The organism is Pseudomonas fortuita (assembly GCF_026898135.2).
In the GTDB taxonomy this organism is placed as follows: domain Bacteria; phylum Pseudomonadota; class Gammaproteobacteria; order Pseudomonadales; family Pseudomonadaceae; genus Aquipseudomonas; species Aquipseudomonas fortuita.
Window position 1 is genome coordinate 1,410,240 of sequence record NZ_CP114035.2, and the last position, 20,679, is coordinate 1,430,918.

At 58.7% G+C, this 20,679-nt stretch carries 16 protein-coding genes; 15 read left to right on the plus strand and 1 reads right to left on the minus strand.

Annotation, left to right across the window (positions count from 1 at the left end; all coding sequences use genetic code 11):
* Positions 1-7 precede the first annotated feature (7 nt).
* The 3 genes from OZ911_RS06435 (at position 8) to rpsA (ending at position 4,732) form a co-directional block, all read left to right on the plus strand.
* Positions 8-2,248, plus strand: coding sequence for a bifunctional prephenate dehydrogenase/3-phosphoshikimate 1-carboxyvinyltransferase (locus OZ911_RS06435; protein WP_016485357.1), 2,241 nt, complete (start codon positions 8-10; stop codon positions 2,246-2,248).
* Complete coding sequence (gene cmk, locus OZ911_RS06440) at positions 2,245-2,931, plus strand: (d)CMP kinase (protein ID WP_016485358.1); 687 nt, start codon at positions 2,245-2,247, stop codon at positions 2,929-2,931. The genes OZ911_RS06435 and cmk overlap by 4 nt, the downstream gene beginning before the upstream one ends.
* 124 nt (positions 2,932-3,055) lie before the next feature.
* On the plus strand, positions 3,056-4,732 hold the full coding sequence (gene rpsA, locus OZ911_RS06445) for a 30S ribosomal protein S1 (protein WP_003252673.1): 1,677 nt from the start codon (positions 3,056-3,058) through the stop codon (positions 4,730-4,732).
* 362 nt (positions 4,733-5,094) lie between these two features.
* Here rpsA and OZ911_RS06450 read toward each other — a convergent pair whose 3' ends face one another.
* Positions 5,095-5,550 carry an REP-associated tyrosine transposase gene (locus tag OZ911_RS06450; protein ID WP_023047801.1) on the minus strand — a complete coding sequence of 152 codons (456 nt, stop codon included), beginning with the start codon at positions 5,548-5,550 and terminating at the stop codon, positions 5,095-5,097.
* 669 nt (positions 5,551-6,219) lie between these two features.
* Here OZ911_RS06450 and ihfB point away from each other — a divergent pair.
* The 12 genes from ihfB (at position 6,220) to OZ911_RS06510 (ending at position 20,537) form a co-directional block, all read left to right on the plus strand.
* A complete protein-coding gene (gene ihfB / locus OZ911_RS06455) occupies positions 6,220-6,516 on the plus strand; it encodes an integration host factor subunit beta (protein ID WP_016485359.1) in 297 nt (98 codons plus the stop codon).
* Between the two features lie 19 nt (positions 6,517-6,535).
* Positions 6,536-6,799, plus strand: a complete 264-nt coding sequence (locus OZ911_RS06460; RefSeq protein ID WP_016485360.1) for a lipopolysaccharide assembly protein LapA domain-containing protein — start codon at positions 6,536-6,538, stop codon at positions 6,797-6,799.
* 102 nt (positions 6,800-6,901) lie between these two features.
* Positions 6,902-8,335: an MBL fold metallo-hydrolase RNA specificity domain-containing protein gene (locus OZ911_RS06465; RefSeq protein ID WP_033731681.1), complete on the plus strand. Its 1,434-nt coding sequence runs from the start codon at positions 6,902-6,904 to the stop codon at positions 8,333-8,335.
* Between the two features lie 315 nt (positions 8,336-8,650).
* Positions 8,651-10,093 carry a mannose-1-phosphate guanylyltransferase/mannose-6-phosphate isomerase gene (locus OZ911_RS06470; protein WP_023047799.1) on the plus strand — a complete coding sequence of 481 codons (1,443 nt, stop codon included), beginning with the start codon at positions 8,651-8,653 and terminating at the stop codon, positions 10,091-10,093.
* A gap of 134 nt (positions 10,094-10,227) precedes the next feature.
* Entirely contained in the window at positions 10,228-11,589 is a 1,362-nt protein-coding gene (locus OZ911_RS06475; RefSeq protein ID WP_016485363.1) for a phosphohexomutase domain-containing protein, read from the plus strand.
* 2 nt (positions 11,590-11,591) lie between these two features.
* Positions 11,592-12,386 (plus strand): ABC transporter permease, encoded by a 795-nt coding sequence (locus OZ911_RS06480; protein WP_016485364.1) that lies wholly within the window; start codon positions 11,592-11,594, stop codon positions 12,384-12,386.
* Positions 12,383-13,597 (plus strand): ABC transporter ATP-binding protein, encoded by a 1,215-nt coding sequence (locus tag OZ911_RS06485; protein WP_016485365.1) that lies wholly within the window; start codon positions 12,383-12,385, stop codon positions 13,595-13,597. The genes OZ911_RS06480 and OZ911_RS06485 overlap by 4 nt, the downstream gene beginning before the upstream one ends.
* On the plus strand, positions 13,597-14,988 hold the full coding sequence (locus tag OZ911_RS06490; protein ID WP_016485366.1) for a class I SAM-dependent methyltransferase: 1,392 nt from the start codon (positions 13,597-13,599) through the stop codon (positions 14,986-14,988). Before OZ911_RS06485 ends, OZ911_RS06490 begins: the two co-directional genes overlap by 1 nt.
* Positions 14,989-14,994: 6 nt before the next feature.
* On the plus strand, positions 14,995-17,526 hold the full coding sequence (locus OZ911_RS06495; protein WP_016485367.1) for a glycosyltransferase family 4 protein: 2,532 nt from the start codon (positions 14,995-14,997) through the stop codon (positions 17,524-17,526).
* A 40-nt stretch (positions 17,527-17,566) separates the two neighbouring features.
* Complete coding sequence (locus tag OZ911_RS06500) at positions 17,567-19,207, plus strand: DUF6311 domain-containing protein (RefSeq protein ID WP_016485368.1); 1,641 nt, start codon at positions 17,567-17,569, stop codon at positions 19,205-19,207.
* The gene (locus OZ911_RS06505) at positions 19,204-20,148 is read left to right on the plus strand and encodes a glycosyltransferase family 2 protein (protein ID WP_016485369.1); all 945 of its coding nucleotides are present in this window, start codon (positions 19,204-19,206) and stop codon (positions 20,146-20,148) included. The genes OZ911_RS06500 and OZ911_RS06505 overlap by 4 nt, the downstream gene beginning before the upstream one ends.
* Positions 20,145-20,537: a GtrA family protein gene (locus OZ911_RS06510; protein WP_016485370.1), complete on the plus strand. Its 393-nt coding sequence runs from the start codon at positions 20,145-20,147 to the stop codon at positions 20,535-20,537. The genes OZ911_RS06505 and OZ911_RS06510 overlap by 4 nt, the downstream gene beginning before the upstream one ends.
* Positions 20,538-20,679: the final 142 nt, after the last annotated feature.

Here is a 20,679-nt window from a genome sequence, read left to right on the forward strand (position 1 = left end):
CGCACCAGTGGTAAAAGCAGCAAAAACCAAACCTGAGCCGATCATCAACCGCCTGGTCGTGGTCGGCCTCGGCCTGATCGGTGGTTCGTTCGCCAAGGGCCTGCGTGAAAGCGGCCTGTGCCGCGAAGTGGTCGGTGTCGACCTGGACGCGCCTTCGCGCAAGCAGGCCGTGGCCCTGGGCGTGGTCGACCGCTGCGAAGAAGACCTCGCCGCAGCCTGTGTTGGTGCCGATGTCATCCAGCTGGCCGTACCCATCCTGGCCATGGAAAAAGTCCTGGCCGTCCTGGCCCGGCTCGATCTGGGCGATGCGATCATTACCGATGTTGGCAGTGCCAAGGGTAATGTCGTCCGTGAGGCGCGTTCGGTCTTCGGCCAGCGGCTGCCACGCTTCGTCCCTGGCCACCCCATCGCCGGTTCCGAGCAAAGCGGCGTGGAGGCTTCCAACGCCGCCCTGTTCCGTCGGCACAAGGTGATTTTGACGCCGCTGGCCGAAACCGACCCGGCCGCGCTGGCCCTGGTCGACCGGCTGTGGCGTGCGCTGGATGCCGACGTGGAGCACATGTCGGTCGAGCGCCATGACGAGGTGCTGGCAGCCACCAGTCACTTGCCGCACCTGCTGGCCTTTGGTTTGGTCGATTCGCTGGCCAAGCGCAATGAAAACCTCGAGATCTTCCGGTACGCTGCGGGAGGCTTCCGCGATTTCACAAGAATCGCCGGCAGCGACCCGACCATGTGGCATGACATCTTCCTCGCCAACCGCGACGCTGTCCTGCGCACACTCGATACATATCGCAGCGATCTCGACGCCTTGCGCGACGCGATCGCTGAAGGGGACGGGCACCAGTTGCTGGGTGTATTCACCCGTGCACGTGTTGCCCGCGAGCATTTTAGTAAAATCCTGGCCCGCCGGGCCTATGTGGACGCTATGAACGCCAACGATCTGATTTTCCTGGCCCAACCGGGTGGCCGCCTGTCCGGGCGAATCCGCGTACCGGGCGACAAGTCGATTTCCCACCGCTCGATCATGCTCGGCTCGCTGGCCGAAGGCACCACCGAAGTCGAAGGCTTCCTCGAAGGTGAAGACGCACTGGCGACTCTGCAGGCATTCCGGGACATGGGTGTGGTCATTGAAGGCCCCAACCACGGTCGCGTCACCATTCATGGTGTAGGCCTGCACGGCCTGAAGCCGCCGCCCGGGCCGCTGTATGTGGGCAACTCCGGCACCTCGATGCGCCTGCTGTCGGGCCTGTTGGCCGGCCAGTCGTTCGACGTAACCATGACTGGCGACGCTTCGCTGTCCAAGCGCCCGATGAACCGCGTGGCCAACCCGCTGCGTGAAATGGGGGCTGTGGTCGAGACCGGCCCGGAAGGGCGCCCGCCGCTGACCATCCGCGGTGGCCACAAGCTCAAAGGGTTGACCTACACGCTGCCGATGGCCAGCGCCCAGGTCAAATCCTGCCTGCTGCTGGCTGGCCTGTACGCTGAAGGCAAGACCACTGTCACCGAGCCTGCGCCTACCCGTGATCACACCGAGCGCATGCTGCGTGGCTTTGGCTACACAGTCGAAAGCAACGGCCCGGTAGCTTCGCTGCAGTCCGGTGGCAAGCTGACCGCTACCCGCATCGAAGTACCGGCCGACATTTCTTCGGCAGCGTTCTTCCTGGTCGCGGCCTCCATCGCCGAAGGTTCCGAGCTGGTGCTGGAACACGTTGGCATCAACCCGACCCGTACCGGTGTCATCGATATCCTGCGCCTGATGGGGGGCGACATCACCCTGGAGAACCAGCGTGAAGTCGGCGGCGAACCAGTGGCCGACCTGCGCGTACGCGGTGCCAGGCTGAAAGGTATCGACATCCCCGAAGAGCTGGTGCCGCTGGCCATCGACGAATTCCCGGTACTGTTCGTGGCTGCCGCCTGCGCCGAAGGGCGTACCGTGCTGCGTGGCGCAGAAGAGCTGCGGGTGAAAGAGTCCGACCGTATCCAGGTCATGGCTGACGGCCTGATTACCTTGGGCATCAAGTGCGAACCGACCCCGGACGGCATCATCATCGAGGGTGGCCAGTTGGGTGGTGGTGAAGTGCATGGCCACGGTGACCACCGTATTGCCATGGCCTTCAGCGTCGCTTCGTTGCGCGCCAGCGCGCCTATCCGCATCCACGATTGTGCCAACGTCGCCACCTCGTTCCCCAACTTCCTGGCGCTGTGCGCCGAAGTGGGTATCCGCGTGGCGGAAGAGGGCAAGTCGTGAATTCGCTGGTACCGGTCATCACCATCGACGGGCCAAGCGGCTCGGGCAAGGGCACGGTCGCCGGCCTGCTGGCCCGCGAGCTGGGCTGGAAGCTGCTGGACTCCGGCGCGCTGTACCGCTTGCTGGCGTTCAACGCCAGCAATCATGGCGTCGATCTGACCAACGAAGAGCTGCTGACCCGGCTTGCCGCCCATCTGGATGTGCAGTTCATCGCAGCCCAGCCCGGTAAGCTGCAACAGATCATCCTCGAGGGTGAGGACGTCAGTAACGTCATCCGCACCGAAACCGTTGGCGCGGGCGCGTCGATGGTCGCCTCGCTGCCGGCAGTGCGTGATGCGCTGCTGGTGCGTCAGCGTGAATTTCGCGATATGCCGGGGTTGATCGCCGATGGTCGCGACATGGGTACCGTGGTGTTCCCCGACGCGCCGTTGAAGGTCTTCCTCACTGCCAGCGCAGAGGAGCGGGCACGTCGCCGCTACCTGCAGTTGAAGGGCAAGGGTGAAGATGTTAGTCTGTCGAGTCTGCTGGATGAGATTCGTGCGCGCGATGAGCGCGACACCCAACGTGCAGTGGCCCCGCTGAAGCCGGCGGCCGATGCCATTCAGTTGGACTCTACCGAGTTGTCCATCGAGCAGGTGTTGCAACGTATCAGAAGCGAGATCGCCCAGCGCGACCTCATCTGATCGCCAGGAAAGCAGGCAGGGGCACCAGTCAACGTCCTGCCGGCTTTCCTTTACTTAAAACGAACCCACATTGTCTGGAATGTGGTTATGGGCGTTTGTTTCGCCCGAATCTACAGGAATTAAAATGAGCGAAAGCTTTGCAGAACTCTTTGAAGAAAGCCTGAAAACCCTCAATCTTCAGCCGGGTGCGATCATCACCGGTATCGTTGTCGACATCGACGGCGACTGGGTTACCGTACACGCTGGCCTGAAGTCCGAGGGCGTCATCCCGCTCGAGCAGTTCTACAACGAAGCTGGCGAGCTGACCATCAAGGTCGGTGACGAAGTTCACGTTGCGCTGGACGCGGTCGAAGACGGCTTTGGCGAAACCAAACTGTCCCGTGAAAAAGCCAAGCGCGCCGAGTGCTGGATTGTTCTGGAAGCAGCTTTCGCCGCCGAAGAAGTGGTCAAGGGCGTTATCAACGGTAAGGTTAAAGGCGGCTTCACTGTCGACGTTAACGGCATCCGTGCGTTCCTGCCGGGCTCCCTGGTTGATGTCCGCCCTGTGCGCGACACCACCCACCTGGAAGGCAAAGAGCTGGAATTCAAGGTCATCAAGCTGGACCAGAAGCGCAACAACGTTGTTGTTTCGCGTCGCAGCGTGCTGGAAGCCGAGAACAGCGCCGAGCGCGAAGCCCTGCTGGAAACCTTGCAGGAAGGCCAGCAAGTCAAAGGTATCGTCAAGAACCTCACCGACTACGGCGCATTCGTGGACCTGGGCGGTATCGACGGCCTGCTGCACATCACCGACATGGCTTGGAAGCGCATCAAGCACCCTTCGGAAATCGTTAACGTTGGCGACGAAGTCGACGTACGCGTTCTGAAGTTCGACCGCGAGCGCAACCGCGTTTCGCTGGGTCTGAAGCAGATGGGCGAAGATCCGTGGGTAGCTATCACTGCCCGTTACCCAGAAGGTACTCGCGTACAAGCTCGCGTTACCAACCTGACCGACTACGGCTGCTTCGCTGAGCTGGAAGAAGGCGTTGAAGGTCTGGTACACGTTTCCGAAATGGACTGGACCAACAAGAACATCCACCCGTCGAAAGTCGTTCAGGTTGGCGACGAAGTGGAAGTCATGGTTCTGGACATCGACGAAGAGCGTCGTCGTATCTCCCTGGGCATCAAACAGTGCAAGTCCAACCCATGGGAAGACTTCTCCGGCCAGTTCAACAAGGGTGACAAGATCACCGGTACCATCAAGTCGATCACCGACTTCGGTATCTTCATCGGCCTGGACGGCGGCATCGACGGTCTGGTTCACCTGTCCGACATTTCCTGGAACGAAACCGGCGAAGAAGCCGTACGTCGTTTCAAGAAGGGCGACGAGCTGGAAACCGTCATCCTGTCGGTCGACCCAGAGCGCGAGCGCATCTCCCTGGGCATCAAGCAGCTGGAAGACGATCCGTTCTCCAACTTCGTTGCTGTCAATGACAAGGGCGCTATCGTCAAGGGCATCGTGAAAGAAGTTGACGCCAAAGGCGCCATCGTCACCCTGGCCGACGACATCGAAGCTACTCTGAAAGCTTCCGAAATCAGCCGTGACCGCGTTGAAGACGCGCGTAACGTTCTGAAGGAAGGCGAAGAGATCGAAGCCAAGATCATCAGCGTTGACCGCAAGTCCCGCGTTATCAGCCTGTCGATCAAATCGAAAGACGACGCTGAAGAGCGCGAAGCTATCCAGAGCCTGAAAAACGCTCCGGAAGCTGCTGCCGACACCACCATGGCTGCGCTGCTGCGCGAAGCAATGGCCAAGCAGAACTAAGTTCTGTTTGATCGGTAAAAAGGGCGACCCTCGGGTCGCCCTTTTTTTTGCTTCTGTTGGTTGTGTGGTGGGGTGGAGGTGTTCGCCGTAAGGGGTTTATCGCTAGTGAGACCGAGCGCCGCCCGCGCGGCGCATCGCGAGCTGCGCTCGCTCCTACGTTTGTTTCGGGCCAGTTATACCTGTGGCAGGCGCGCGCGGCCGCCTTGTTTGTACGACGCGATATCGCGCCATGCGCCAAGGCGCCCGCGCGCAAATCCCACAGAAATAACTGGCCCGAAACAAACGTAGGAGCGAGCGTAGCTCGCGATGCGCCGCGCGGGCGGCGCTCGATCTCCCAGGCGGCGCCCCGCTACCGTCATACTTTAAAGCCACACCGCATCCCAATGCGGATAATCACCAACCGTGGCCACCAATCCTGCCCTTACTGGATTGGCAACGATATATCTCGCGGCCTTTAAAACATCCTCGTCCTTGCGCAAGGTCCGGTCGTAATAGCCTGCCTGCCACACCGGCTTCCCCTTTGCCCCTGCCTTGTGCAGCGCATTGCTGGACTGGCATTTGAAACGTTGCATCAGTGTTCCAAGCGTCACATCTTTCAACTCAATCAGCCAATGCACGTGGTCTGGCATTACGACCCAGCTCAGTGATCGGCAGTGGTGTTGTTCTTCCGCGTAACGAAGGTTCTGAATGACCAGTCGTGCAAAGTGGAGGTCATGAAACAAAGGCCTGCGTAGGTGAGTGACGGTAGTCAGCATATAGAGCCTGCCAGGCACCGAGCATCTTGCGCGGCGAAGCCTGCAACCATGAGGGTTGGGCATTGCGTTCATCCTTGAGCGAGTGTGTGCTGGATTAGCGTAGCCAGCCCATGCGGGAATCGATTCGATAGAAATTTGCAGTATGTAAACGCGCACCAAGGCGACCGCCTGGATCACCGTAGGAGCGAGCACAGCTCGCGATGCGCCGCCCGTGCGGCGCTCGATCTCCCAGGCGACATACCTCTACCGCCATACCTTTAGAGCCACACCGTATGGCAGGAGGTTGCGCAATGGCCGGGTATGTTTGGCGTGAGTTTTAGGGGGCTGCAGAAATCGAGCGCCGCCCGCGCGGCGCATCGCGAGCTGCGCTCGCTCCTACATTTGTTTCGGGCCAGTTATACCTGTGGCAGGCGCGCGCGACCGCCTTGTTTGTACGACGCGAGATCGTGCCATGCGCCAAGGCGCCCGCGCGCAAATCCCGCAGAAATAACTGGCCCGAAACAACCGTAGGAGCGAGCGCAGCTCGCGATGCGCCGCGCGGGCGGCGCTCGATGGTTGCACCAGCGCAAATTCCTCGCCAGGCCCCGTCAATCCCCGCCGGCTAGACCATTCTTGCAAAACTTCAATCTTGAATTTTTTTATTAAGTCAAGAACCACCCTGTTCAAATCCCTCCCAGCGTGCTACAAACTGGTTAAGCAATGATCTAGCTGCTTGATAACGAAGGGAAAAATATGACGAAGTCGGAGCTGATCGAACGTATTGTCACCCATCAGGGCCTGCTCTCGCCCAAGGACGTGGAGCTGGCCATCAAGACCATGCTTGAGCAGATGTCTCAATGCCTTGCCACTGGCGATCGCATCGAAATTCGCGGTTTTGGCAGCTTCTCGCTGCACTATCGCGCCCCGCGCGTGGGCCGTAACCCCAAGACCGGTCAGTCGGTCAGCCTCGATGGCAAGTTTGTGCCGCACTTCAAGCCCGGTAAAGAGCTGCGCGACCGGGTCAACGAAGATGACGAGGCTGAAGCCTGAGCACTCAAGGAGCAATCTGATGCGTAACCTCAAGCGCGCCCTGGCGGCGGTGTTCGTGCTGCTGTTGGCGGCCGTGGTGCTGTTCTTCGTGCTGGAGAACCAGCAAGCCGTGTCGCTGGTTCTGTTCGGCTGGGCTGCGCCGGAAATGCCGGTTGCCGTACTTGTGCTGGCAGCACTGGTCATTGGCCTGGCAGTCGGGCCCTTGCTGGGCGCCTATGGCGTGCAGCGCAGCAAGCGCAAGATCAGGGAGTCTGCCCGTCAGGCGGCACTCAACAGCAACTAAGGAAATTTCCTACATCCTCTTAGGAAAGTCTCACCTATGCATGCACCTGCCCTCATGGAGTAATAGCCCACTTCATTTTCGGCCCCGGCGAGTGTGTGCAGCATGGAATATCCCAGCCTTTCCCATCACGGTGGTACCCGCGGCGTTACCGGGTCTTGCCACCAGTTGCACCTTGACCCGTCCACCAGTCTGCTGATCGATTGCGGGCTTGAGCAGGGGAGCGAGGCTGCGACGGGTGCGGAAAGCGCGGCACTCGGCTTCGGCATACTGGGCATTCAGGCCCTGGTCATCACCCATGTTCATCTTGACCACGTTGGCCGCATTCCCGCGCTGCTGGCCGCCGGCTATCGTGGCCCCATCCTGTGCAGTGAACCTTCTGCCCGGCTGCTGCCCCTTGTACTGGAAGATGCCTACAAATTAAGCATCAGCAGCGAGCCTGCGCAGGTAGCCCGGTATATCGAATTCATCCGTGACCTTATCGTGCCGCTGCCTTTTGAGCAGTGGCACGCGGTGGTCGAGGGCCCTGGTCTGGCTTGTCGTATTCGCCTGCAGCGCGCCGGGCATTTGTTGGGTTCGGCTTATGTCGAGTGCGACATGCAGCATGGTCAGGCCAATAGCCGCTATGTGTTTTCCGGCGACCTGGGTGCGTGTGGCAACCCGTTGCTGCGCCCGGTGCAGCCGCCGGAGCGTGCTGATGTGCTCGTGCTGGAAAGTACCTATGGCGACCGCCTGCATGCCCAGGCCGGCGACCGCAGGCAACGGCTGGAAGGCGCCATCGATCGCGCCCTGGCTGACAAAGGCACCATCCTCATCCCGGCGTTTAGCCTGGGCCGCACCCAGGAACTGCTGTACGAGCTGGAAGACATCCTCCATCGCAAGGCTTTATTGGGCGGCGCTGATCCCGGGCCTGATGGTGACCCGCTCGACTGGTCGCAATTGCCCATCATCCTCGACTCGCCCTTGGCTCAGCGCATCACCAGCGTGTACCGGGAACTGCACGGCTACTGGAATGCCGAGGCTAGGGTGCGACTTGCCAAGGGGCGAGACCCACTGGATTTCAGCCAGTTGATCAGCGTGGATACCCATGCCCGGCATCAGCAGGTGGTCAATTACCTCAAAAGCACCGGGCGACCGGCGATCGTGATAGCAGGCAATGGCATGTGCTCGGGTGGGCGCATCGTCAATTACCTCAAGGCTATGCTCGGGGATGCACGGCATGAGGTGATGTTTGTCGGCTATCAGGCCAAGGGTACGCCGGGGGCGGTGATACAGGCGAGTGAAGGGGCAGAAGGGTTTGTGCAGATTGACCTGGATGGGCGAATGCATGACCTGCGCGCCAAAGTGGTTACGCTCAGCGGCTATAGTGGCCATGCTGATCAAGCAGGGCTGGTTGACTTTGCTAGTGGTATGGATCAAGCGCCTGATACGGTTGTGCTGGTGCATGGAGAGCCCGCCGCCAAGGCCGCGCTTGTCGCTGCCCTGAGGGGGCGGATGAAAGCCAGAAAGTGGATGACTAGCATACGTGTTGCAATTTAAAGCCCTGTCCCAAGGGAACGATGTGCCAGCACGTTGTCTGATGCTCACTATTGTTTACATGAGCTGTCGGCAGCTGAGTGCTGCGATGAGTGGCATGCTGATTCACCCTGCGGCGCCTGCTGTCAGCCAGGCAGCTACGAATAGCAATCTCTGGTATCCTAAGGGTCGAAGCTTGCGTCTTGAGCCTATGGATAGCCAAGGATTACACACGCTGGGCGCGTAAATAAGCGTTGTCGTGAGCCATCGCGGCAGCGATCAAAAAAAGACTCATGCCGGCCTCTTGAGCTAATTCTAAGAGGCCTTAAGGATCCAAATATGGAATTGATCCCGGTTATTCTATCCGGTGGTGTTGGCAGCCGTTTGTGGCCAGTTTCTCGTGAGGCTCATCCGAAGCCGTTCATGTCTTTGCCTGATGGGCAGAACCTTATTCAAAAGACTTTCTTGCGCGCTGCGTGGCTGGAAGGTGTTGTTGAGGTGCTGACTGTCACCAATCGCGAATTGCTGTTCAAAACCGAAGACGAATACCGGACCATTAATACCAAGGGTCTCCCCCAGGGCTACATTCTTGAACCTGTCGGCCGAAACACCGCTGCTGCGGTAGCCGCGGCTGCCCTTAAGCTGCAAGCCTCGTATGGGCCTCAGGCGCTTATGCTGGTATTGGCGGCTGACCACCTTATCCAGAACGAAGCTGCTTTCTCCGAAGCTGTTCGCAAAGCCATACAGTTGGCCGAACAGGGGTGGTTGGTGACTTTCGGCATCAAGCCCCAGTACCCGGAAACAGGCTTCGGGTATATCGAAGCCACAGCTGAAGGTTTGCTGGAAGGCGGTTTGAAAGTTGAGCGTTTTGTTGAAAAACCTGACGCCAAAACTGCGGAGTCATATGTAGCGGCAGGCAACTACTTCTGGAACGCCGGGATGTTCTGTTTCCAAGTAGGCGCTGTGTTAGAAGAATTCAAGGAGCATGCGCCTGATGTGCTGGAGGCCGTTGCACTTACCTTGGAATCATCTCGCAGCTCCACGGCCAAGGACTACAGTTGCCTTGCCCTGGACGCCGATAGCTTTGCCAGCGTGCCGGACATCTCCATCGATTACGCCTTGATGGAGCGTTCGCGCAAGGTCGCGACCATTCCCTGCGATATTGGCTGGAGCGACATCGGGTCCTGGAACGCGGTCAGCGAGCTGACCCCGCCTGATGAGCATGGCAACCGTTTCGAAGGCGAGGTCATAGCCTACGAAGCGCGTAACAACTATGTCAGCTCCGAGGATCGCCTGGCGGCACTGGTTGGCGTACAGGACCTGCTTGTGGTCGATACACCTGATGCATTCCTGATTGCCCACAAAGATCATGCCCAAGATGTGAAACACATCGTCAAGCGCCTGAAGAGTGACGGCCACGCCGCACACTTGTTGCATCAGACCGTTCATCGTCCGTGGGGTACCTATACCACCCTGGAGGATGGCGAACGTTTCAAGATCAAACGCATCGTAGTAAAGCCCAAGGCATCGCTGTCGCTGCAAATGCATCATCACCGCAGTGAACACTGGATCGTCGTCAGCGGCATGGCAGTGGTTGTCAATGACGACCAGGAATTGATGCTTAATACCAACGAGTCCACATTCATTCGTGCCGGCCACAAGCACCGTTTGCAAAACCCGGGTGTCATTGACTTGGTACTCATTGAAGTACAAAGCGGTGATTATCTCGGCGAAGACGATATCGTTCGCTTCGAAGACAACTACGGTCGTTGCGACGCCTGAATCCAGGTGGTCCGCAGGGTCGGCCGCTGCCCAACGAGGTACAGGGCCGGCCTGTGGTCGCAACCCGTTGTCGGCTGTTTGCTATCCCAGTTCTGATCGGTGACGCGCAGGTGTCACCGCACCAAGTGAGACCTATGTACCCACCTATCCAGACCCGTTGCTTCAAGGCCTATGACATTCGCGGCCAAGTGCCCGCTGACCTCAATGATGATGTGGCATATCGCATAGGCCGTGCCATCGTGGCCGAACTGGGTGGACGCACCTATGTAGTAGGGCGCGACATGCGTCTTGAAAGCCCGGGCCTGTCGTTAGCGCTCATGAAGGGGCTGACCCAGGGCGGGGTCAATGTGATCGACATCGGGCTGTGCGGTACTGAAGAAGTCTACTTCGCCACCAGCCATCATCAGGCCGACGGCGGCATCATGATCACTGCCAGCCATAACCCCAAGGGTTACAACGGCATGAAACTGGTGCGTGAACAATCCCGTCCCATCAGTGGCGACACCGGCTTGAACGATATCCGCCAGCGTGTCGAGGCGGGCGATCTTGGCCAGGTGGCAGCCATCCCGGGCAGCGTCAGTGAGGCTTTTGACAAAAGCGCCTATATCGACCACTTGCTCAGCTACATCGACGTGTCTGCCCTCAACCCTTTAACGGTACTGGCCGATCCGGGCAATGGCGCCGTCGGGCCAGTGCTTGAATTGCTCAGCGCTAAGTTGCCGCTGCACATGACCATTATCAATGGCCAGCCAGATGGGAATTTCCCCAATGGTATTCCCAACCCGCTTCTGCCAGAAAACCGTGAGCTTACCCGTCAGGCAGTAATTGATACCAACGCCGACATGGGGATTGCGTTTGATGGTGACTTTGATCGCTGCTTTTTCTTCGACAGCCACGGTCGTTTCATCGAAGGGTACTACGTGGTTGGCTTGCTCGCTGAAATGCTGCTGGCCAAGCATCCAGGCAGCAAGATCATTCACGATCCGCGGCTAACGTGGAACACCATCGAGCAGGTGCAAGCTGCCGGCGGTGTGGCGATCCAGAGCAAGACTGGGCATGCGTTCATCAAAGAACGCATGCGCGCAGAAGACGCCGTATACGGCGGGGAAATGAGCGCTCACCACTACTTCCGCGATTTTGCCTACTGCGACAGCGGCAATATCCCGTGGTTGCTTGTAGCGGCGTTGATGAGCGCCACCGGCAAGACATTGGCGCAACTGGTGGACGAGCGCATAGCCAGGTTCCCCTGCAGCGGCGAGATAAACTACGAGGTGGCTGACGTAAAGGCGACCATCGACAAAATCCTGGCGTTCTACCTGCCATATGAGCCCACCGTCGACCGCACTGACGGCATCAGCGTTGAGTTTGCCGACTGGCGTTTCAGCTTGCGCGGTTCCAACACCGAGCCGCTGCTGAGGCTTAACGTGGAGAGCCGTGGCGACGAGGCGCTGGTCGCTGAGCGTGTCGCAGAAATCGCCCGCCTGATTCAAGGATAATTATGTTTGGCATGTTTCGGGGCGTCTGGGATTACAGAGGCTTCATCCTCACGTCCATCAAGAACGAGTTCATTTCCCGGTTCGCACGCAGCAAGCTGGGTGGCTTGTGGATGATCATCCACCCCCTGGCCCAGGTTGCGATTTATGCGTTGATCCTGTCCAACGTATTGGGCGCGCGCCTGCCGGGCATCGATAACAAGTACGCCTACGCGTTGTACCTGATCGCCGGCATCCTGGCCTGGAACCTGTTCTCAGAAATTATCCAGCGCTGCCTTTCGGTGTTCATCGATCAGGGCAACCTGATGAAGAAGATGCGCTTCCCGCGCATCGCGCTCCCAGTGATCGTGGTGGGGTCGTGCTTACTCAATAATTTGCTGCTGTTTGTTGCAGTAATGATCGTGTTTGCCGTGCTAGGCCACGCCCCTGACGCACAGATGCTTTGGCTGATGCCCTTGACCCTGTTGGTGGTAGCACTGGCAGTTGGTATCGGCCTGGTGCTGGGTGTGCTGAACGTGTTCTTGCGGGATATCGGCCAGGTGGTACCTATCGTGATGCAGGTTTGGTTCTGGTTCACGCCCATTGTGTACTCGGTGAACATTGTGCCGGATTACCTGAAAGGCACTTTGGATGTTAACCCGATGTACCCCATCGTCACCGCCTATCACAATGTGCTGGTTTACAAGCAGGCGCCTGAAGTTGCCCAGCTCGGGGTGGTGCTCGCCATTGCCGTGGGTTTGATGGTGGCTGGCCTGTTCCTGTTCCGCCGTGCCTCTGCCGAAATGGTGGACTCCCTATGACCCTGTTGGCCGTCAACAACGTAGGCAAGGCCTACCGCAGCTACCGTTCTGAATGGCAGCGCATCGCTCGCTGGTTCTACCTGCCGGTCAAGGCCAGTAGCGAGCATTGGGTGCTCAGGCACATCAGCTTCAACATTCAGGCCGGTGAAGCCATAGGCCTGGTGGGTCAGAACGGCGCTGGCAAATCGACCTTGTTGAAGATGATTACCGGCACCTTGCAGCCCACCGAAGGCAAGGTTCACGTCAATGGTCGCATCGCTGCCATCCTTGAACTGGGCATGGGCTTCAATGGTGAGCTGACCGGCCGGCAGAATGCCTATCATGCCGCCGGGTTGATGGGCTTCACCACCGCGCAGATCGACGCGGTAATTGATGATATCGAGGCATTTGCGGAAATCGGTGAGTATTTCGACCAGGCCGTGCGCACCTATTCCAGTGGCATGCAGATGCGGGTGGCATTCGCGGTGGCCACCGCCTTCCGCCCCGAGATCCTGATCATTGATGAAGCCTTGTCGGTAGGCGACAGCTACTTCCAGCACAAGAGCTTTGGCCGTATCAAGGAATTCCAGAAAGCCGGCACCACATTGCTGATCGTCTCCCACGACCGTGGTTCGATCCAGGCCCTCTGCAATCGCGCGATCCTGTTGGACGGCGGTACGGTGATCAAAGATGGCCCACCCGAGGAGGTGATGGACTATTACAACGCTATCATCGCCCAAAAGGAGAACGCCACCGTCGAGGTCCAGACCTTGTCCGATGGTACCCGGCAGACCCGATCTGGCAGCGGCAAGGCGAGCATCGAGACGGTAGCGCTGCATAATGCTGAAGGTGCGCCGGTCGAGTACGTCTCGGTGGGCGAAGATGTTTGCTTGAATATTCAAGTCAGGGTCAATGCGCCACTGCCCGAGTTGGTAGTGGGCTACGTGATCAAGGACCGCCTCGGCCAGGACGTGTTCGGCACCAATACCCATCACCTGCAATGCATTCGCACGAATTTGGCCGAAGGTGCATTGCTGAAGTACAGTTTCCGCTTTCCTGCAAACCTGGGCGTTGGCTCATATTCAGTGGCCATCGCGCTGCATGCGAGCGACACCCATATTGCCGATAACTATGAGTGGCGTGACCTGGCGTTGGTCTTCAACGTAGTGAACATGTCCGAACGAACCTTCGTAGGCCTGGCGTGGATCCCGCCGACCGTGGAGTGCAATTGATGAATGCTGGTTTCTACCGGGCTTTCGAAGACCGCTATCGCGGGTCGAGGGAGCTCATCACCCAGCGGCTTGAAGCGTACTTGCCGTTTCTGCAACCTCTGAAGCAAATCTACACCGACTGCCCGGTATTCGACATTGGCTGCGGCCGTGGCGAATGGCTGGAGTTGATGCGTCGCGAAGGCTTCGAGCCGATGGGCGTCGACCTGGATGACGGCATGCTGGAGGCCTGCCAGGCGCTGGGCCTGCCTGCGCAAAAAGGCGATGCGTTGCAGGCCCTGCAAGCGTTGCCAGATGCCAGCCAGGTGGTTGTGAGTGGCTTCCATATCGCCGAGCATGTGCCATTCCCGGTGCTGGGTGAGTTGGTCACCGAGGCGCTGCGCGTATTGCGCCCGGGCGGAATGTTGATTCTGGAAACCCCCAACGCCGAAAACGTCATGGTGGGTACCAACAATTTCTATCTGGACCCGACCCACGATCAGCCAATCCCGAATTTGCTGATGTCGTTCCTCACCGAGCACACCGGCTTTGCCCGTTCCAAGGTGGTACGCCTCCAGGAAGCGCCCTCATTGCATGATGAGCAGGTCAAGGTAGGGGTGCGCGAAGTGCTGTCCGGTGCCAGCCCCGACTATGCTGTGGTGGCCCAGAAGCAAGCCGACGCCCACCAACTGGAAATGTTCGAGGCGGTGTTCGAAGCGTCATACGGTTTGTCGCTTGACGACATGGCAGTGCGCTATGACCAGGCCATCGAGCGTCGTCTGGGGCAGTTGGAGAGCAGTGTTGAGGCGGTGCGGGCTACCTTTTTCGAACCCGCCGAGTTCCAGCGGCTGATGGCCGAGGTCAGCCAGCAGCAAACCCAGCAGTTAATGGCGCTCAAGGACAGTTACGAAGCCACTACCGAAGCCTTGCACCGCCAATGCGGTGCGTTGCAGGAGGCCCTGAACCAGGCTCAGGCTCAGGCTGAGGCCATGGCCCAGGAACGCAAGGCGGCACTGGAGAACTGCCATTGGCAGCACATGCGTGCCCAGGGTGCGGAGCAGCAAGTTGAGGCCATGCGTAGCAGTACATCTTGGCGTATTACCGGCCCACTGCGGGTGACTGGGCGGGTCGTGCTGTGGCCGGCTCGCCATGGCAAGACGTGGCTGCGGCTTAAACTGCGCTACGCGGCGCCGCACGCCCGCCTGTGGGTGGCACGCCGCCCGGCGGTGCGGCGTCTGGCACTTGCCGTGTTGAACCGAAGCCCCTGGCTGAGTGCCAAACTACGCAACTTGTTAGCTCCGGATCCGGCCAGTGTGGTCGTTGACCCGCAGCATGGCGTGATCGATCACGCCCCTCTGACACCGCGAGGCCGCGCTATCGAAAGCGCCCTCCACGCAGCAATGAAGAAGAGCTGATACCGAATGCGTATTGTAATTGACATGCAAGGTGCGCAAACCGAAAGCCGCTTCCGTGGTATCGGTCGCTATAGCGTATCCCTGGCTCAGGGCATCGTGCGCAATCGCGGCGAGCACGAGGTTTACCTGCTGCTCAACGGTATGCTTAGCGAGAGCATCGAGGCAATTCGTGGTGCGTTTGTTGGCCTGTTGCCGCAAAGCCATATTCGGGTCTGGTACGCCCAAGGCCCTGTGGCGGGCATCAATCCCGCCAACGAAAGTCGGCATGAAGTGGCCAAGCTCATCCGCCAGGCTGCCATCGACGAACTACAGCCGGACGTGGTGCATATTACCAGTGCGGTCGAGGGCTTTATCGACGATGCGGTGATCTGCCGTCCGCCAGAGCACAAGCGCGCAATCGTCAGCGTCACGCTTTACGACCTTATTCCGCTGACAAACCCGCAGCAGTACCTGGACCACGCCCAGTACAAGCAGTACTACATGGGCATCGTTGGCTCCTTCAAGGACCACGGGGTGTTGCTGGCAATTTCGGAATGTGCCCGCCAGGAAGCACTGTCGTTGCTGCCGCTGGATCAGGACAAGGTGTTCAACGTTTCGGGCGCGGCAGACGCGATATTCCGGCCGGTCACGCTCACCGATGAAGCACGCAGCGCGCTCAAATCCAAGTTCGGGCTGCGCGATGCATTCGTGCTTTACTCGGGTGGGGCGGATGAACGCAAGAACCTGTCCCGCCTGATTGTCGCCTTCGCTGACGTCAAGCGTGAGATCGAAGACGTGCAACTGGTATTCGCCGGCAAGATTTCCCAGCACATCATCGAGCGTTACCGTGGCGAAGCGTTGGCGCAAGGCCTGGCCGAAGATGACTTGGTGTTCACAGGTTTCATTACCGACGATGAGCTGGTGGCGCTGTATAACACCTGCCGCCTTTACGTATTCCCGTCTTGGCATGAGGGCTTTGGCCTTCCGCCATTGGAAGCCATGAAATGTGGCGCACCAGTGATCGGTGCCAATACCTCGAGCGTGCCTGAAGTGATTGGCTGGGATGAGGCCACGTTCGATCCGCTGGATACCGCCTCTATCGCCCAGAAGATGAATCAGGCGTTGGTCGACGATGACTTCCGTGAGGCCATGATCAAGCATGGCTTGGAGCGCGCCAAGCTCTTTTCCTGGGACTTGACGGGCAAGGCAGCCATCGCCGCGTTCGAGCAGTGCGTGCAAAAAACGCCAGTGGCCGATCACCCCGTGGACGAAGACCTGCCTACCGAGCAACGCATCGAGCACTTGGTCGAGGCGCTGGTTGCCTCAGGTGAACTGGCCAAGGGCGGAGTTGATGTGCAGCGCCTCGCCAAGGCGATCGATTACTCGCTACAGGGGCCGGCGGGCAAGCCAAACCTTTTGGTGGATATTTCTCAGCTGTGCCGCCACGACGCCAAGAGCGGTATCCAGCGTGTGGTCCGCAGCATTCTGCTCGAGTGGCTGAAAAACCCGCCCGAGGGCTATAACGTCACGCCGATCTACAGCAAAGTTGAAGAGTCGTTCTACCGCTACGCCAAGCAGTTCACGACGCAGTTCCTCGGGAATACGCCAAACGATGACGATGTGGACGAGGCCATCAGCTACAAAGCCGGGGACGCCTACATCTGCCTGGACCTGCTGCTGGACATGCTGCCGCAGCGCCAGGCTTATCTCGACACACTGCGCGCCCATGGCGTGAGCCTGTTCTTCGTTGTGTACGACCTGTTGATCTTGCAGATGCGCCACTTCTTCTCGGATCACCTGCACCCGTTTTATGTCGACTGGATCAACACCATCGCGCGCTATGACGGTGCCATGTGCATCTCCCGGGCAGTCGGGGACGAGTTGCAGGCCTGGATGGACGAGAACGCGCCCAAACGCGAGAGACCGTTCCGCATCGGTGTGTTCCACCTCGGCGCCGACATTGACCAGTCGGTACCGACCACGGGCATTCCGGAAGATCCGGCCATGCGCGTCGAGGCCCTGCAAGCCAACCCTACATTCCTCATGGTTGGCACTCTGGAGCCGCGCAAAGGGCACTTGCAAACCTTGGACGCTTTCGAACTGCTGTGGCAGCAAGGTGTGCAGGCCAACCTGGTCATTGTCGGCAAGCACGGCTGGCTGGTGGAGGAGTTGGCCAGCAGGCTGCTCAACCACGCCGAGCGCGGCAAGCGGCTTCTTTGGCTGGAAGGTGCCAGCGATGAGTACCTGGAGCACTTGTACCAAGCGTGTGATTGCCTTATCGCAGCATCCTACGGTGAAGGGTTTGGCCTGCCGCTGATCGAAGCCGCACAGCATGGGCTGCCGATCATCGCACGCGACCTACCAGTGTTCCGTGAAGTGGCGGGGGAGCACGCCTGGTTCTTTGCTGGCAATGACGCGCGTAACGTGGCCGACAGCATCGCTGCGTGGCTGGCGTTGCACGCCGCTGGCGAGCATCCAACATCGGTACAGATGCCGTGGCTGACCTGGAAAGGCAGCGCGCAGCAACTGACCGACGAAATCAGCAAGCATGCGTTCTGATCGCAGCGCCCTGAAAAAACATGGTTGGGAAAACAGGATAATGGGTTTCAAGCTTGACTCAACAGGCCGAGCCGGCTTTGCGTTCGCTGTGGCCTTCGGGTTGTTTTTTGTACTGCGGCACTTTCCACTGGATTTCATCCTTGGCACCAATTCGTATTGGCAAACCGAAGTAGAAGACGTCACCCAATACTTCGCGGGTTTTAATGCCTTCTTCAATGCCCCCTTTAGCTTCCCGCTGTTGGCATTTGACAGCATCAACTACCCGCAGGGCACCCGGGCTACCTTCGTCGACGCAATACCCTTGTATGCGTTTTTGCTGAAAGTGTTCGTGCCCAAGAGCTTTGCTCCCTTCAACCCGTTAGGTGTATGGATCGCCGGGTGCTTCGTCGCCCAGGCCATTTGCGCCTGGTGGATCATGCGCGAACTGCGGGTGCGTTCATGGTTGGCGCTCGCCGCAGCAGTGTTCTGCCTGGTGAGCATGCCTGAATTCACCTCGCGCATTGCGCATGTATCGCTGATGTCGCAGTGGATCGTGCTGTGCGCCCTGGCGCTTTACCTGCGTAGCCGCAACACCGGCCAGGCGCATCGGTGGGCATGGGGCGTGCTGCTGGTTGCTGGCTTCTACGTCAATATCTACCTGTTCGCCATGGCCAGCGCCATCTATCTGGCGAGCCACCTGGGCAGCGCTGAACGCTTCAAGCCGGCGTTCGTTGCCCGCGCTCTGGTGCCATTCGTGGTCATTGGGGCCAGCCTCTTCCTTACCATCTTCCCAATGGGCGAGGCGGCAGTTTCGAAGGAAGGCGGCTTCGGCGTGTTCTCGATGAACCTGCTGTCACCGCTGCATGGTGGTAAATACCTGCACTTCCCTAACCCGGAAATGCCAGGACAGGGTGAGGGTTTCAACTACTTGGGCTTGGGTGTAGTAATGGCCTTTGTATTGAGCCTGGTGTTGAAGCGCAAAGACGGTGACGACACGTTTGGCCGACACAAAGCGCTCACCTGGTTGATGGCGCTGTTTACCCTCTACGCGCTTTCCAACGAGATTTATCTGGGTACCAGCCACCTGGTATCAATCGACTACCCGTCGATTCTGAGCCCTATTACCTCCCAGTTCCGTGCCTCTGGGCGGTTCTTCTGGCCGGTAGGCTTTTGTATAGTGATCTTCTCGATTACCTATCTGTACCGCCACTTGAGTACCAAGTTGTTCGCCGCTTGTATGCTGGTCATGCTTGTTGTGCAGATCAGCGACTTGTCGGCATTCCGCCGGCTGCTGGTTGCGGTGGCCAACCGCCCGGCTGAGCCGGTGCTTGACCAGGCCGAGTGGAATGCGCAGACCGCGAGCAACACCGAGTATCTGTATTTCTTCCCCAAATTCAAATGTGGGCGCGGCGACCAGGTGCTGCAGACCCTGATGCCGATCATGCGTTACGCGGCCGTGCATAACATCAAGATCAACACTGGTTACGTAGCCCGCTCCAACGCCAACTGCAGTACCGAGAGCACCCAGGCAGAAATTGCCGCGTCAGATTTTGCCAATTCCATGTACGTGTTTAATACCGGCGACTTCCCACAAGTTGATCAGGTCAAGCAGCTTTTCCCATCAAATCGGCAGCCTGAGTGCAAAGTGCTCGACTTTGCTCATGTCTGCCGCGTCGGCCAAGCAGGGCAGGTGAACCCATGACCGAACTGAACAAGCGCACGATTTCGCTGGTGTCGCCTTTTTACAACGAAGAAAAAGGGGTGCACGCTTTTTTTCAGCGTATTAATGAAGTATTCGCCAGCCTGGCTGATCGCTACGAGCTGGAAGTGATAGCCGTGAATGATGGCAGTCGCGATCACACGTATGATCAGTTGGTCAAAGCCAAGGCGGATTACGCGTACTTGACCGTGGTGGACCTGTCGCGCAACTTTGGTAAGGAGGCGGCGATTTCTGCCGGGCTCGACTTTGCCACGGGCGACGCCATTGTGCCGATCGACTCTGACCTGCAGCACCCGCCGGAAGTCATCCTGGAACTGGTCGAAAAGTGGGAGCAGGGCGCTGAGGTGGTGTTGGCCAAGCGTGTTGACCGCGAAACCGACCGTCCGATCCAGAAATTCACGGCCAACTATTTTTACAAGGTGCACAACCGGATCTCGGACATCGATATACCCGCGGATGTGGGCGATTTCCGCCTGATGGACCGCAAGGTTGTCGATGCCTTGAAGACGTTGCCCGAAAGCCGCCGCTTTATGAAGGGGCTGTTCGCTTGGGTGGGCTTCCGGACCACGACTGTGGAATATAAAGTGGCCGCCCGCGAACACGGAAGCTCAAGCTTCAATACCTGGAAGCTTTGGAACTTCGCCATCGAAGGGATTACAAGCTTCAGCTCCGTACCGTTGCGTATCTGGACCTACTTGGGCTGCCTGGTATCGGCAGTGTCGTTTGTCTACGCGGCATATCTGCTGATCAAGACCCTGTTCTTTGGCGTGGACTTGCCCGGCTACGCCTCGATCATGATTACAGTACTCTTTGCCAGTGGCGTGCAGCTGATTGGTATTGGTGTACTGGGGGAATATGTGGGACGTATCTTCACCGAGTCGAAAAACCGGCCTGTTTATATCGTACGTGATGTGATCAAGTGACAAACCTCATCCCGGCGCGTTATCACGAATTCATACGGTTTGGGCTGGTTGGCGTTGCCAACACTGCGGTGCATGCAGGTATTGTGATAGCGCTGATGGAGGTGCTTGCGCCACCAGCGTTTGTCGCCAATGGCATCGCGTTCTGCTTTGCCAACATAATGTCGTACATGCTCAATAGCCGGTTTACCTTCAGGACGCCAACCAGCCTGTTGGGTTATCGGCGCTTCCTGGCGGTGTCGCTGGTGTCGTTGGGCCTGACGTTGTTGATCACTTCTGTGGTGGAGTACCTGGGCCTGCATTACGCGGTGGGCCTGGCGATGGTGATCTTCGTGGTGCCGGTATTGAATTACCTGGTGATGAAGCTTTGGGCGTTTAAACCGGCGGCCTGATCGCCTGCGTGCTGCAGAAGCACGGCCCATTGGGCTGTGCTGTCATGCAGATAACACCGCTCCCACAGAATCCCTGCCAAATCTATAAGTCATGTCATGTTGAATGGGGGAGGGCGTGCCCGCAAACCACCGGCACAGCCGG